We start from the raw sequence: 12,254 nt of genomic DNA on the forward strand, positions 1-12,254 counted from the left end.
CTTAATATACTCGTTAACCCCTGAAACACCACCATAAGTCGTGTGAAAGATTGTTAGACCAGGTAGGTTTTCAAGCCTGCTACCTACAGTAAGCCCGACCTGATTAAGTCATAAGCATCCAGTATCCGAGCCACAAACTGGTCTTTTGGGCGGAAACTGCTTTGAGTGCTCAGCTTTACATCGGACTCCAGATGGTTGAGTAGCTTGTTCAAGCGTCGGCGATGCAGGCCTATTGCGGCTTGAATGGGATCGAAAAGCACCCCGGACAAGGCCGCGAAAGCGGAGAGGGATGCCATGACGGCAACCATCACGCCAGCGGTGGTTGCGAGGGAGGGCTCCGGTGGAAAGAGGCTGTAGTACCAGCCACCGATGGTTTCGCCGAGGATAAAATCCCTGGCGGCCAGGTTTTTTGCCAGCACGGAAGCGAGTACAACGCCAAGCCCGATCCCGCCGGGAGTGAACTTTTGAAAGGCAAAAGCGCCCAGCACGGTGCAGGAAATGCTGTTTGTAATATCGGCTGAAGCCGTTCGGGTGACCCGGTATTGGCTCAGTGCTTCGGTCACCAGCGGCTCGATTGCCCGAGTGAACTGTCGATGATCGACCGGTTCGGAGGTTTGGCTGGCGTATGTCTCCTCAAGCGTTTTCACCAGATAGCGCTCCAGTAGTGGCCCTGGTTCGCCGTTGTTCAGCAATTCCTGCTGAATGAGGTCCGAGATGTGCTGTTGCACCTTGGTGGTAAAGCCGGCGGGTACCCGACCAAGCAGGTTGCGCAGCCAGAGCAGCCCTGTTTTTTCCGGAATCAGCAGTCGGAGCAAGCATGCGAGGGCGTATACCGGTGCCCAGAGCAGGTTGGCGGGTGCCCGCAGCATGTCCCAGCCCAATGCCACTCGATTGGTCGCTATGGCGCCGGGATAGTGGAAATGTCGGTCAATGAATGCCGGCACCCGTTCCCGGCAGTCATCGAAGTATCGTGCGATGCCTGTTCGTATCGCCAGTTCTATCTGGGCTTCGGAAACGGGGCGGGACAGCGGCGAGGCTGTGGCCATGATAAAACCCGAGGGCTACGTGGTCTGACGAAGTAAGCGGGTTATTTCTTCACGAAGGTCAGGAAGGCGCCTGCCGCCGCTGCGGCTGCACCACCAATCAGGTACCACATGGTTTCGTCCGTAAAGCGACCGGTCAGTGTTTCAGTGAGTTGGTTTCCGACTGACTGGGTGGACTGATAGCCGAAGTAAAGCAGGCCGATGCCAACCACGAGTAGTACGATCCCGATCAGCTTGGAGCTTCCCATTGCAGGTTCCTTAAATGTTAACGGTTGGATGGTTATACCAGTTGCCGGGGTAGAGTGACATTTGCGATGTTCGGCGGCAAGGCGAGAATTCTTTCCACTGAGCTCAGTACGGAAACAAAAAAGGCAGCCCGTAGGCTGCCTTTTCTCGTTGAGCCTGTTATTTACAGGGCAACAACATTCTCTGCTTGAGGACCTTTTTGGCCCTGAGTCACGGTGAACTCAACTTCCTGGCCTTCTGCCAGAGTCTTGAAACCGCCACCCTGAATAGCGCTGTAGTGAACAAAGACGTCCGGGCCGCCTTCACGAGTAATGAATCCAAAACCTTTTGCTTCGTTGAAGAACTTAACGTTACCAGTAACAGTAGACATAGATATATCCTGAAATTAATCATTAAATTGCCGTCAAAAACCGTTGTGATCTTTGATCAGCGGTGTGCGGGAAACAGAAAACGTGCAGGATCAAAAACAGGACTAAATGCGAGAAAACTCAAAAGGTCTTATTCGTGAAGTGCTTTTCTAAATCGTTCCAACGAAGACGACTCTACGCTATTCCAGAGTCGGTGTATAGCAAAGTTTCATTTATTTACTCTGTTTCAGTAGTTCCTGAAGCATGCTGTAGCTGAGCCCCCAAATGCAGTAGCCCTGATATCGGCAACACGGCAGATGCAGTGCCCCAAGAGGTGTGCTCCACGTTAGCGTGCCCTGGTTCTCGCTGGCGGCAAGGTAATCCATGGGTACCCAGACTGTATTCTCTACTTCATGGTTCAGTGTCATGGTCTGTGGGCCTGACCACTCATAAACGTAAGGGGTGACGATCATCGGACGCCATCGGCTGTGATGCCGGGTGATCAGGTCAGACAGGCGGGCCCTGAAGCGGCCGTGGCGGGCCAGATCAATGCCGGTTTCTTCCAGCGTCTCCCGTTCGGCTGCGGCCCGTGGGCTACTATCGTCCGGCTGCATGCGGCCGCCCGGAAAGGCCATGTCACCAGACCACGGATCCCCAGCGCGATGGGCCCGCTGAATGAACAGCAAATCCTGACGGCCATCCTCTCTCTGCCTGTATATCAGAGCGACGGAGGCGCGGGTCAGGTGTCGCCGTAACGGTATCTTTTGAGGTCGTAAAGAGAATCGCCGCTTGTGCGGTGTACCAGCAGGTCGGGCCGTGAGTTTTGGGAGGGAGCGCATTGTCTGGCATTGCCTGCGTTGAGTCAGTGTTTAATATGTTGCATCGTAGACCGATCAGAATTCGAACAATAACACTGAAAGGATATCAGGCAATGGCTCAGTATGACGTGCTCATCAAGGGTGGGCGGTACTTCGACGGGACGGGTGCACCCTCCCACATCTGCAATCTGGCCGTTAAAGATGGCCGTGTCGCCCGGGTCACTGAGGAATCCATTCCCGACAGTGAGGCCGCTCGGGTCATTGATGCCGGGGGACTTTGGGTGACGCCGGGGTTTCTGGATACCCACACCCACTACGATGCGGAATTGCTGGTGAGTCCAAGCCTGTCTGAGTCCGTCAGGCATGGTGTAACCACAGTACTGGTCGGCAGTTGCTCCCTGAGCATGGTCTGTAGCGATTACGAGGATGCCTCGGATATCTTCACCCGCGTGGAAACGGTACCCCGTGAACGGGTCCTGCCAATCCTGAAGGCGCATAAAACCTGGTCCACGCCGAGACAGTGGGTTGACCATGTGAAACAAATACCGCTTGGGCCGAATGTCATCAGCTTCCTGGGGCACAGTGATTTGCGTGTGGGTGTCATGGGCCTTTCCCGGGCGACCGACCTCAGGGTGAGGCCTGGCGAGGACGAAATACAGGCCATGGAAGGGTTGATGAAGGAGGCTCTGGATGAAGGGTTTCTGGGGTTATCCACCATGTGTCTGAAATGGGACAAGGTCGACGGTGACCGGGAATGGTCCAAGAGTTTGCCCAGCACCTATGCCCATTGGAGTGAGATTGCCAGACTGAACCGCTTGGTGCGCCAATATGGGCGTGCCCATCAGGGGGCGCCCAACGCCGCCACACCGCTTCAGATTCTGCAGTACGTGCGTGAATGTCTGGGTTGGCTGCGGCGCCCTCTCAAGACCACGTTGATCAGCCAGATGGATTTGAAAGGAAGTGCCTATCTCACCAACCTGACCAAGCTGACTTCCCGTATCACCAATGCTCTGCGCGGCGATTTCCGTTGGCAGGTGTTGCCGACCCCTTTCACGGTGTATGCCGATGGCATCGATGTGGTGTTTTTCGAAGAGTTCGGGGCGGGTGAAATGGCGTTGGATCTCAAGAATGCCGTTGAACGCAATGAGCTGCTGAGAGATGAGCAGTATCGCCGGGAATTCCGGCGGTTCTATGGTGAAAAGCTGAGCCCGCGAGTGTGGCAGAGGGATTTTGGCGATGCCATGATCATCGATTGCCCGGATGCTTCCCTGATCGGGAAGAACTTCGAGGAAGTTGCCAGGGCCCGTGGCGTTCACGTCGTGGATCTGTTTCTGGACCTGGTGGTGGAGTTCGGTAAGCAAATCCGCTGGTATACCACGGTTGGCAACCACCGCAAGCAGGTGTTGAAACGGATGGTGAAAGACCCTCGCGCTTTAATCACCTTCAGCGATGCCGGGGCGCATATTCGTAACATGGCGTTCTATAACTTGCCCCTTCGCATGCTCAAACTCGTCCAGGAGTCTATTGATGAGGGGGATCCTGTGATGACCATGGAGCAGGCTGTTCACCGGCTGACTGGTGATCAGGCCGACTGGTTTGGCGTCGACGCCGGGACCATCCGTGAGGGCGATCGCGCTGATGTCGTGGTGCTGGATCCGAGCGGATTTGATCAGAATCTGGAAGAGGTAAGCTGGGCTGAGATGGAAAACTTCGATCTCAAGCGTCTGGTGAATCGCAACCCGGGAATCGTGAAGCATGTGCTCATCAACGGGCAAGTCGCTGTGGAGGAGGAACAGTTATCTCCAGCACTGGGGCGCGATATGGGCTTCGGTGCATTTCTCCCTGCCCGGTAGAGCAGAGGTACAGAAACCTGCTGACGCATGACCTGAGCATTTGAGCTAAGAGCCAATCGGACCTTTACTTGTTCTATGGACAGGAAAGGTCTCGCGCAGATTATCTATCAGATATGCACGGTGACTCTGGTGGCCATTGTGGTCGGAGCTGCCGCGTCGCTGGCGGCCATTGGTTTTGTCGAGTCAGTGCATTATCTCAATGGGCAGCTTCTGATCTCACCCTATGCCCGGGTGCTTGCAGAGGGGCGGCCATTGCTGGTGGCAGCGGCGACTCTGTTAGTGCCGGCCGCCGGTGGTCTGGTGGTCGGCCTGATTGTTCATTTTCTGATACCGGAACGCCGCGGCCTTGCGCCCCCGGATGCCATCCTGGCGGCCCAGACGAGCGGGCCCGCGCCGGGGTTCAGAAGTGGACTGGCGTCCAGCTTTGCCGCTCTGGTGTCCCTTGGCAGCGGGGCGTCAGTGGGACAGTACGGGCCGCTGGTCTACCTTGGGGCCATGTTTGGCAGCCTCGCCGGGCGCTTGCGGCTGAACCTTCGCCACCAGCGTTCCATTGCCATTGCCTGCGGTGTTGCAGCGGCTATCTCCACGGCGTTCAATGCGCCCATAGCCGGTCTGGTATTCGCCCATGAAGTCATCCTGCGCCACTACTCCCTTCGCGCCTTTGCGCCAGTGACCGTTGCCGCCGCCACCGGTTACATCGTTGCCAATGTCATTTTCGATCGCCCGGCGTTGTTTCTGGTGAGCTTCGACAGAGTGGAGCACAGCTACGAGTTCCTGTTCTTTGCCGTGGAGGGGGTGCTGTGCGCGGGATTGGCCTGGGCATTCATGCGGTTACTACGAGCAAGCACTGGTGCCGCAAGGCACTACATCGCCTGGCCCTGGGCCCGTCCAGCGGTTGCCGGGTTGGCGGTGGGGCTGGTAGCCCTGTGGATACCAGAGGTGATGGGGATCGGCCAGGAGACGCTCCGCTTTGCCACCATTGAGGGCGCGTTTGGTATCGGTGAGCTGGGGCTGATCATCATCGCCAAACTGGCCGTCACAGCCCTTTGCGTGGGCTTTGGCTTTGTGGGCGGGGTGTTCAGCCCCGCCTTGCTGATCGGCATTCTCTTTGGTGCATTCTACGGTCTGGTGTTGCCTTACCTGATTCCCGTGCCACATTCCGGGCTGGTGGTGTATGCCATCTGCGGAATGATGGCCCTGGCCAGCTCTGTAATTGGTGCTCCGCTCACCACCATTCTGATCGTGTTCGAACTGACGCGCAGCTATGACCTGACCATTGCGGCCATGGTCGCCGTGGTATTTTCCAACCTGATTTCTTATCGCGTGGTCGGGCGTTCGCTGTTTGATCTGCAGCTCCGGGCCTGGGGCTTTGATCTCTCGTTGGGCCGGGACAAAGCCATTCTGGAGAACCACCGGATTCGGGATTATCTCTCAAGGGAGTTCACGGCGGTTGATGAGTCGGAATCCGTTGGAGGGGTTCGTCAGCGCCTGGTGGATGACCATCGAGCCGAAGCCATGGTATTGGAAGAGACGGGGGCGTTGCTGGGGGTGATCCGGGTACAGGGGGTTCTGAACAGCCCGGCGGCAATGCCGGCCAGGGACGCCATGATCACGTCCTTCACCACCTTTGATGAGGATACGTCGGTTTGGGATTCCATGGACATGTTGCGAGGGTTTCTGGGCGAGGCCGTTCCTCTGGTAAGCCACAGCGGCCGGCTCTTGGGAGTGGTTCCTGAGGAGGCGGTGATACGGGCATACCTGGAAATCGTGCACGATCTGCGTGAGGAAGAAAATGAAGCGGCTTAGCGCGTTCTCCGTTGTCTTCACCGTTGCCGGGTTATTGTCCTTGCCGGCTTCGCTGCATGCTCAAGCGGGGCGGGATGACGCTGACGTGCTGACGGTGGCAACCTGGGGAGGTGCTTATGAGGAAAGTCAGCGCCGAGCTTATTTTGAGCCGTTCACCGAGGCAACGGGTATTGCCATTAAAACGGTCCATTACGACGGCGGTCTGAGAGAGCTCCGGGAGCAGGCCGCCAATAACAGGCCTGAGTGGGATGTCATCGACATGATCCAGTCCGATGCCAGCGCTGCCTGCCAGGAGGGATTGCTGGCAACGATTGATCCACGGATTCTTACACCGGCCCCTGATGGCACACCGGCGGTCGAGGATTTTATGGCTGACGCGATCCAGCCATGTTTCATCACCCAGATTGTCTTTTCCACGGTGATCGCGTTTGATAACCGGGCGTTTCCGGGGATGAAGCCGGACAGCGTTGAGGACTTTTTTGATTTGGAGACCTTTCCCGGGAAACGCGCTCTGCGCAAATCCCCTGCCGGCCTGCTCGAATGGGCGCTGCTCTCGCTGTCTGTGCCCCGGGAGCAACTCTACGACCTGCTCAGTACCCGAAGAGGCCTGGAATTAGCGGCCCGACGCCTGGATGGCATTCGGGGTTCGATCCTCTGGTGGACCAGTGGTGAGGAGCCCGTGGAACTGCTCACCAGCGGGCAGGCAGCCATGGCCACCGGATACAACGGTCGCTTTTTTCATGCCCGGGCGATGGAAGGGGCGCCGATTTCGGTGATTTGGGATGGGCAGTTGATCGGATTTAACAGCTGGACCATTGCCCGGGCATCGAAGCGGGCAGAGCTTGCTACTGAATTCATCGCCTTTGCGACGCAGCCGGCCAGAATGGCAGCCCAGGCCAGCCTGATCAGCTATGGGCCCACCCGGAAATCCGCTCAGCAGATGGTGGGACTGCACCGCGATACGGGCGTGCCAATGCGCCCCTACATGCCCACGGCCCCAGCTCACATGGGGCGTGCTGTTATCCGCGATCACCGCTGGTACTCCCAGACCGTGGATCTCCGGGAACAGTGGTTTCTTGACTGGCTTGGCCAGGTAGACCAGAAACCTCAGTGACGCGGATTATTGCTGTCGGGTGAGGATTCGTCTTCAGAGACGTTGTCGTCCGAGGTCAGGTAGAAGTCTTTGTCTTCGTAGGTTTTCAGCTCGGGGTCCTCAATCGTGTTCTTGCGTTTGCCCTGAAACAGCCAGTAGGCAATGATTCCAATGATCACTGCCAGGATGATCCATTTCATTTGCGGTTACCCTCCTGCGGTTTCCTATCTATGATTCAGGACTCTTCGGCGCTATTCGTCAATGTGGAAAGTCCACTCTTTCCCGTAAGGTTTAGACAACACGCACGTAAGAGAGTTTGTTAGGGTTATGGTCAGGCCGTTGAAGGGAGGGCGTTTATGGGCACTCTGCTGACGATTCTCGCAGTACTGTTCATCGCGTTGATCATTATTATTCCGTTGGTCGAAAAGTATGCGCCCAAGGGGGAACCCCGTGATTACGGGAACATTGCGCGGTGGATTATCCCGCTGATGATGGTGATCCTGGTGCTTCAGTTGGTGCGTTACTATTTTTTCTGAGTTGAAAGGGCTTCCACGCAGCGCTCGAAGAGAACCGTTGAAAAGAAGGGATGATCGCCGGGGCGCTCAGCCACGAATAGCTTCCCCCCTGACGCTTCAATGCCGCCTTCGATCATCAGGTTGTCGCTGAGCTCAAAGTCTTCAATGGTATGGCCAAGATCGTCCAGTACGGTGTCGCCGGCCCGCTCCTGATAGGGGCGATTGTCCAGAGTGAAGCCGAACGCCGGTTTGCCCTGACCGATCATATAGCCCACTTCAAAGACGGTACCCGGGTCAGCGCTGATGCCACGAAACGGCGTCAGGTTGGCGATGATGGCATCGCAGCCGTCCATCAGTTCGCGATTCGCCCGGTAAATGCGATGGCCACGATCAGCCTTCGCCTCATCCTCTGGAAATTCCATTTCGACGTCGAGTGGGTCTACGCCCTCAAGCTCGAACTGCTCGAGAATTCGTTTCTTCTCCGCGACTATGCTCCGGTGTTCTTTCCGGGGAAAGAAAACTTCCGGGCCGGCGAGATAGATGCGTTTGAGGTGTGACATGGGGTGGTTAGTCCTGCTGATCAAGGGCGGGTAATACGAGCACGGCACAGGGAGCGTTTACGGAAACATACTCGACGGTCGCCCGTCGCAGAGGCCAGTGCCCGCTGCTCCCCCTCGACACAAGTATCATCAGGTCCACGCACAACTGCCCCGCCAGGGCGACGAGTGTCTCTCCGGGCGACCCGGCAACCACGTGCAGTGCCGCCCGCTGGTTAAGGGGGAGGTATTTCCGAGCGAGTAAATCCAGGTGGTTCTGGACTTCAGACTCTTTCTCCTCCGGCGAATGTTCCTCGACATGGGGGAAAAAGCCCCCGCCGTCGGGGTTGTAGACGCTGGCCAGGTGGAGTTCACCGTCTTCGCTGAGCAGCTCAAGAGAAGCCTCCAGCGCCCGTTTACCCTCGCCGTCGTCTTCGGGATCAATGGCGATCAGCAGCTTGTGGTACATACTCATCCTCCTCAATCGGTGCGGCATCGGCTTCCACCTCAGGGAATGCGCGCCCATGTACAAGTTCACCCACGCTGTATCCACGGTAGTCTGCATGAAGCGCTCGGTACAACGATATGGCCATGAAGAGCAACAGGACGCAGAAGGGTAATCCCAGAGACGTAATGACGTTCTGGAGTGCGTCCAGCCCTCCGGAGAGCAAAAGAGTGGCTGCAATCACGCCTTGCGCGGCCGCCCAGAAAATGCGCTGCCGAATCAATGATGGTTGGTCTTCCCGGCGGGTCAGCATATCAATCACCAGCGACGCCGAGTCCGAGGAGGTGGTAAAGAAAATGACGATAATCACCACGCTGAGCACGGATGCGGCTTCGGCCCACGGGAACGCCTCAAGGAAGGCGAAAATGGCGACCGATGGATCCTGTTGTACCTGCTCCGCCAAGGCGATCTGGCCATTCATTTCCACATTGATCGCGGATAGCCCGAAGATGCCAAACCAGACGAGTGTGAATGCCGTGGGCGCAAACAGGACACCGGCCACAAACTCCCGGATGGTTCTGCCTCGTGAAATGCGGGCAATAAAAATGCCCACGTAGGGTGCCCAGGAGATCGTCCAGGCCCAATAGAATAGTGTCCAGTTTCTCTGCCAGTCGGATTCGCGGAACGTCTCGGTCCAGAAGGCCAGCCAGGGCAGGGCGTCCAGATAATTGCCAACGCTTTGTACCATTCCCTCGGCAATAAACACCGTCGGCCCGACCGCTAATACGAACAGCAACAGGAAAATCGCCAATAGAATATTGAGTTGGGAGAGCCGGCGGACGCCCTTGTCGAGACCCAAGGCGACAGAAGTTGCAGCAATGCCTGCAATAACCGTTATAAGACCCACTTGAACAGGCCCGCTGACCGGCACGCCAAAGAGGTAGTTCAGGCCACTGTTCAGCTGCAGAGTGCCCAAGCCCAGGGATGTGGCCACGCCAAAGAGTGTGCCCAATACGGCAACCACGTCGATGGTCCATCCCCAGGGCCCAAAAGCTCGTTCACCAAGGATGGGGTAGAACAGGCTACTGATGCGCATAGGAAGTTTGTGTCGGTAAGCAAAGTACCCGATCGCCAGCCCAGGCATGGCAAATATGGTCCAGGTGTGAAGCCCGAAGTGGTATAGCGAAATGGTCATAGCATCGCTTGCCGCTCGCTCAGAGCCGCTTGCCACTCCGTAGAATGGTGGGTTGGCAAAGTGGGATACGGGTTCGGCGACCCCCCAGAACATCAGAATGGTGCCAATGCCGGCAGCAAACAGCATGGTGAACCAGGTGAGATTGGAGTAGTCGGGTCGGCTGTCATCCCCACCCAGGCGAATGGTGCCATATCGACTGAAGGCGAGGCCGAGGAGAAAGACGAACAACGACGAAACGGACAGTATGTAGAACCAGCCCAGATTATGGGCGACCCAACCGGTTAAGTAGCCAAAACTGTCGGCGACGGTCTGATCAAACGGGATAGCGAGGCATACAAACAACACCGCGATCCCGGCCGAGGAAAAAAAGACCGCGGGAATGGTTTCGAGCCCTAACCAGCGTTGAATCCGTTCAAACACCCTGTTTTACTCCTCCCAGTTATCCGAACACGGGCCACGACAGCCCTAGCATAAAAGAGGAAACGCAGATGTCCAAACCCAGCGAAGCAAAACAGAGGGCGATCCTCAAGCGTCTGGATAAATTCAGCCGTTTTACAGACAGTAGCATTGGCATACCGTTTACAAAGTTCCAGATCGGTGCTGAGGCGATCATAGGGTTGTTGCCCGTTATCGGGGATATGGCCGGTCTTGTGCTGTCATGCTATGTCCTGTTGGAGGCCCAGAGGGCGGGTGCCAGCAGGGCGGTCAAGTTGAGAATGCTGCGGAACATGGGGATTGATTTCCTGGGAGGTCTCCTGCCCGTATTTGGCGATGCATTTGATGCCATTTACAAAGCAAATACCCGGAATACCCGCCTGTTAAGAAACTATCTTGAGGAGCAGCTGGAGGTTGAACCGCCGGCGCCACCTTTTCCATGGAAGGCTCTGATCTGGCTATCGGTTCTGTTTGCTGTCCTGACGGGAGGCTTAACCCTGCTTCTTTGACTACTCTAGGATAAGACGCTGAGATGAGTTCGTCGTGCCACTGCCCTTGCCAAGGGGAATCAGATGAGACGCTTTATTCGCCACCCCACGGAGTTTCCGATCCTGATTTTTGCCGGGGATTGCGCCTCAGGGGATGAGGCCAGCATGTGTGACATCAGCCAGGGTGGGTTGGCCTGTCGTCTTACAAGGAAGCTCAGGGTGGGAGAGACCGTGGCACTGGGAATTCCGTCTATTCAGCAGGACTATCGAATCGCGGGTCAGATAGTGCGTTGCCGGCGGTGTAGGGCGGGATACAGGATCGCCGTCCAGTTTTCTGATGAGGCCGAATCGTTCAAAACCAAAATGGTTGAGCAAGTCTGCCAGATTGAACATTTTCGCCGCGAACTCTGCCGGGAAGGGTGTGAGCTGGATAGCGAAGCCGCAGCGCGAGAATGGATCTCGCGCTTCGGTGGTCAGTTTGCCGATATTTTCTCGGGGTAGCCGAAAGACTGCGTTTACGCCACGATCATGACAGTGTCGCCAGCAGGCTGTTGATGGCCTGGGCAAAGGGTACCGGGGAATCCTCCTGCAGAAAATGGCCGCCTTTGAGAGTGATGTGGTTCTGGTCTTTTGCCCCTGGAATACGCTTTTGCATGAACGCGTCTCCGCCACGGGTAATCGGGTCACCATTACTGAAGGTGGTCAGGAAAGGCTTCTCCCAGCGCTCTAGAACCTGCCAGGCGTTGCGGTTGGCTTCGCTCGCCGGATCGTCCGGGCGCACCGGAACAAGTCGCGGGAAAGCCCGGGCGCCGGCTTTGAATTTCTTGCCCGGGAAGGGGGCGTCGTAGGCTCTTAGTTCGTCCGGACCGAGCTTACGGAACGAGCCGGCGTTGATGATTCTACCAATGGGAAACCAGGGGCTGTGCAGGGCAAAGTTCTTCCAGAGGTTGAACGCTGGCGGGACCTTCTGGTCACCGGTTGGCAGCATGCCGTTGCCCACGACGATGGCCCGGAAGCGATCCGGGTTCTCTGCTGCGAGCCTCAGGCCCAACAGTGATCCCCAGTCCTGACACACCAGCGTGATGTTGTTCAGGCCGAGCCTGTCGATGAACCGCTGCATCCAGTCCATATGCTGTTGGTAACTGTAGTCGTCGATGGATGTCGGTTTGTCGGATTTACCAAAGCCGATCAGATCCGGGGCGATGACTCTGTGACCTGCGGCGGCACAGACAGGGATCATGTGCCGGTAGAGGTAGGACCAGGAGGGTTCTCCATGCATCATCAGGATCGGGTTGGCATCAGATGGCCCTTCGTCGACGTAGTGCATTCGTAGCCCGTCGAGATCAACGTAGTTGGGCTCAAAAGGGTAATCGAGCAGACGGGCAAAGCGTGCTTCCGGGGTCCGGACGAAATCCATGGTCCTCTCCTTATCCA

Annotated in this window: 15 protein-coding genes; 6 read left to right on the plus strand and 9 right to left on the minus strand. The window is 56.8% G+C overall.

Features of this window, described 5'->3' with window-relative positions; translation table 11 throughout:
• Positions 1-83: 83 nt before the first annotated feature.
• The 4 genes from D777_RS07310 to D777_RS07325 form a co-directional block, all read right to left on the minus strand.
• A complete protein-coding gene (locus D777_RS07310; RefSeq protein WP_051669002.1) occupies positions 84-1,046 on the minus strand; it encodes a DUF6635 family protein in 963 nt (320 codons plus the stop codon).
• Positions 1,047-1,087: 41 nt separating this feature from the next.
• Complete coding sequence (locus tag D777_RS07315; protein ID WP_036130093.1) at positions 1,088-1,291, minus strand: DUF3185 family protein; 204 nt, start codon at positions 1,289-1,291, stop codon at positions 1,088-1,090.
• Between the two features lie 161 nt (positions 1,292-1,452).
• Positions 1,453-1,659, minus strand: a complete 207-nt coding sequence (locus D777_RS07320) for a cold-shock protein (protein WP_036130097.1) — start codon at positions 1,657-1,659, stop codon at positions 1,453-1,455.
• A gap of 210 nt (positions 1,660-1,869) precedes the next feature.
• Positions 1,870-2,475 (minus strand): NUDIX hydrolase, encoded by a 606-nt coding sequence (locus D777_RS07325; protein WP_081849497.1) that lies wholly within the window; start codon positions 2,473-2,475, stop codon positions 1,870-1,872.
• A gap of 92 nt (positions 2,476-2,567) precedes the next feature.
• Here D777_RS07325 and D777_RS07330 point away from each other — a divergent pair, with 92 nt between their 5' ends.
• From D777_RS07330 to D777_RS07340, 3 genes are all read left to right on the plus strand, one after another.
• Positions 2,568-4,307: an N-acyl-D-amino-acid deacylase family protein gene (locus D777_RS07330; protein WP_036130101.1), complete on the plus strand. Its 1,740-nt coding sequence runs from the start codon at positions 2,568-2,570 to the stop codon at positions 4,305-4,307.
• Positions 4,308-4,382: 75 nt separating this feature from the next.
• Positions 4,383-6,113 (plus strand): chloride channel protein, encoded by a 1,731-nt coding sequence (locus tag D777_RS07335; protein WP_036130103.1) that lies wholly within the window; start codon positions 4,383-4,385, stop codon positions 6,111-6,113.
• Positions 6,100-7,227: a polyamine ABC transporter substrate-binding protein gene (locus tag D777_RS07340; protein WP_036130106.1), complete on the plus strand. Its 1,128-nt coding sequence runs from the start codon at positions 6,100-6,102 to the stop codon at positions 7,225-7,227. Before D777_RS07335 ends, D777_RS07340 begins: the two co-directional genes overlap by 14 nt.
• Here D777_RS07340 and D777_RS07345 read toward each other — a convergent pair.
• The gene (locus D777_RS07345) at positions 7,221-7,406 is read right to left on the minus strand and encodes a hypothetical protein (protein ID WP_036130110.1); all 186 of its coding nucleotides are present in this window, start codon (positions 7,404-7,406) and stop codon (positions 7,221-7,223) included. The two genes, D777_RS07340 and D777_RS07345, sit on opposite strands and share 7 nt — an antisense overlap.
• A 156-nt stretch (positions 7,407-7,562) precedes the next feature.
• Between D777_RS07345 and D777_RS07350 the strand changes: the two genes are divergently transcribed.
• Entirely contained in the window at positions 7,563-7,742 is a 180-nt protein-coding gene (locus D777_RS07350) for a hypothetical protein (RefSeq protein WP_036130113.1), read from the plus strand.
• On the opposite strand, the gene D777_RS07355 is transcribed toward D777_RS07350, so the two are convergent.
• Genes D777_RS07355 through D777_RS07365 form a run of 3 tightly spaced genes read right to left on the minus strand, consistent with a single transcriptional unit; the run spans position 7,730 to position 10,317 of the window.
• Positions 7,730-8,281 (minus strand): nucleoside 2-deoxyribosyltransferase, encoded by a 552-nt coding sequence (locus tag D777_RS07355; protein WP_036130116.1) that lies wholly within the window; start codon positions 8,279-8,281, stop codon positions 7,730-7,732. The genes D777_RS07350 and D777_RS07355 overlap by 13 nt on opposite strands.
• A gap of 7 nt (positions 8,282-8,288) precedes the next feature.
• The gene (locus D777_RS07360; protein WP_036130118.1) at positions 8,289-8,726 is read right to left on the minus strand and encodes a universal stress protein; all 438 of its coding nucleotides are present in this window, start codon (positions 8,724-8,726) and stop codon (positions 8,289-8,291) included.
• Positions 8,698-10,317, minus strand: a complete 1,620-nt coding sequence (locus tag D777_RS07365) for a BCCT family transporter (protein ID WP_036130121.1) — start codon at positions 10,315-10,317, stop codon at positions 8,698-8,700. Before D777_RS07365 ends, D777_RS07360 begins: the two co-directional genes overlap by 29 nt.
• Positions 10,318-10,385: 68 nt before the next feature.
• Between D777_RS07365 and D777_RS07370 the strand changes: the two genes are divergently transcribed.
• Together D777_RS07370 and D777_RS07375 are read left to right on the plus strand one after the other, a co-directional pair.
• On the plus strand, positions 10,386-10,841 hold the full coding sequence (locus D777_RS07370; protein ID WP_036130123.1) for a DUF4112 domain-containing protein: 456 nt from the start codon (positions 10,386-10,388) through the stop codon (positions 10,839-10,841).
• A 63-nt stretch (positions 10,842-10,904) separates the two neighbouring features.
• Positions 10,905-11,321: a PilZ domain-containing protein gene (locus D777_RS07375; protein WP_036130125.1), complete on the plus strand. Its 417-nt coding sequence runs from the start codon at positions 10,905-10,907 to the stop codon at positions 11,319-11,321.
• 25 nt (positions 11,322-11,346) lie between these two features.
• On the opposite strand, the gene D777_RS07380 is transcribed toward D777_RS07375, so the two are convergent.
• Positions 11,347-12,237: a haloalkane dehalogenase gene (locus tag D777_RS07380; RefSeq protein WP_036130128.1), complete on the minus strand. Its 891-nt coding sequence runs from the start codon at positions 12,235-12,237 to the stop codon at positions 11,347-11,349.
• Positions 12,238-12,254: the final 17 nt, after the last annotated feature.

The sequence above is a fragment of the Marinobacter nitratireducens genome, assembly GCF_000708045.1.
Taxonomy (GTDB): domain Bacteria; phylum Pseudomonadota; class Gammaproteobacteria; order Pseudomonadales; family Oleiphilaceae; genus Marinobacter; species Marinobacter nitratireducens.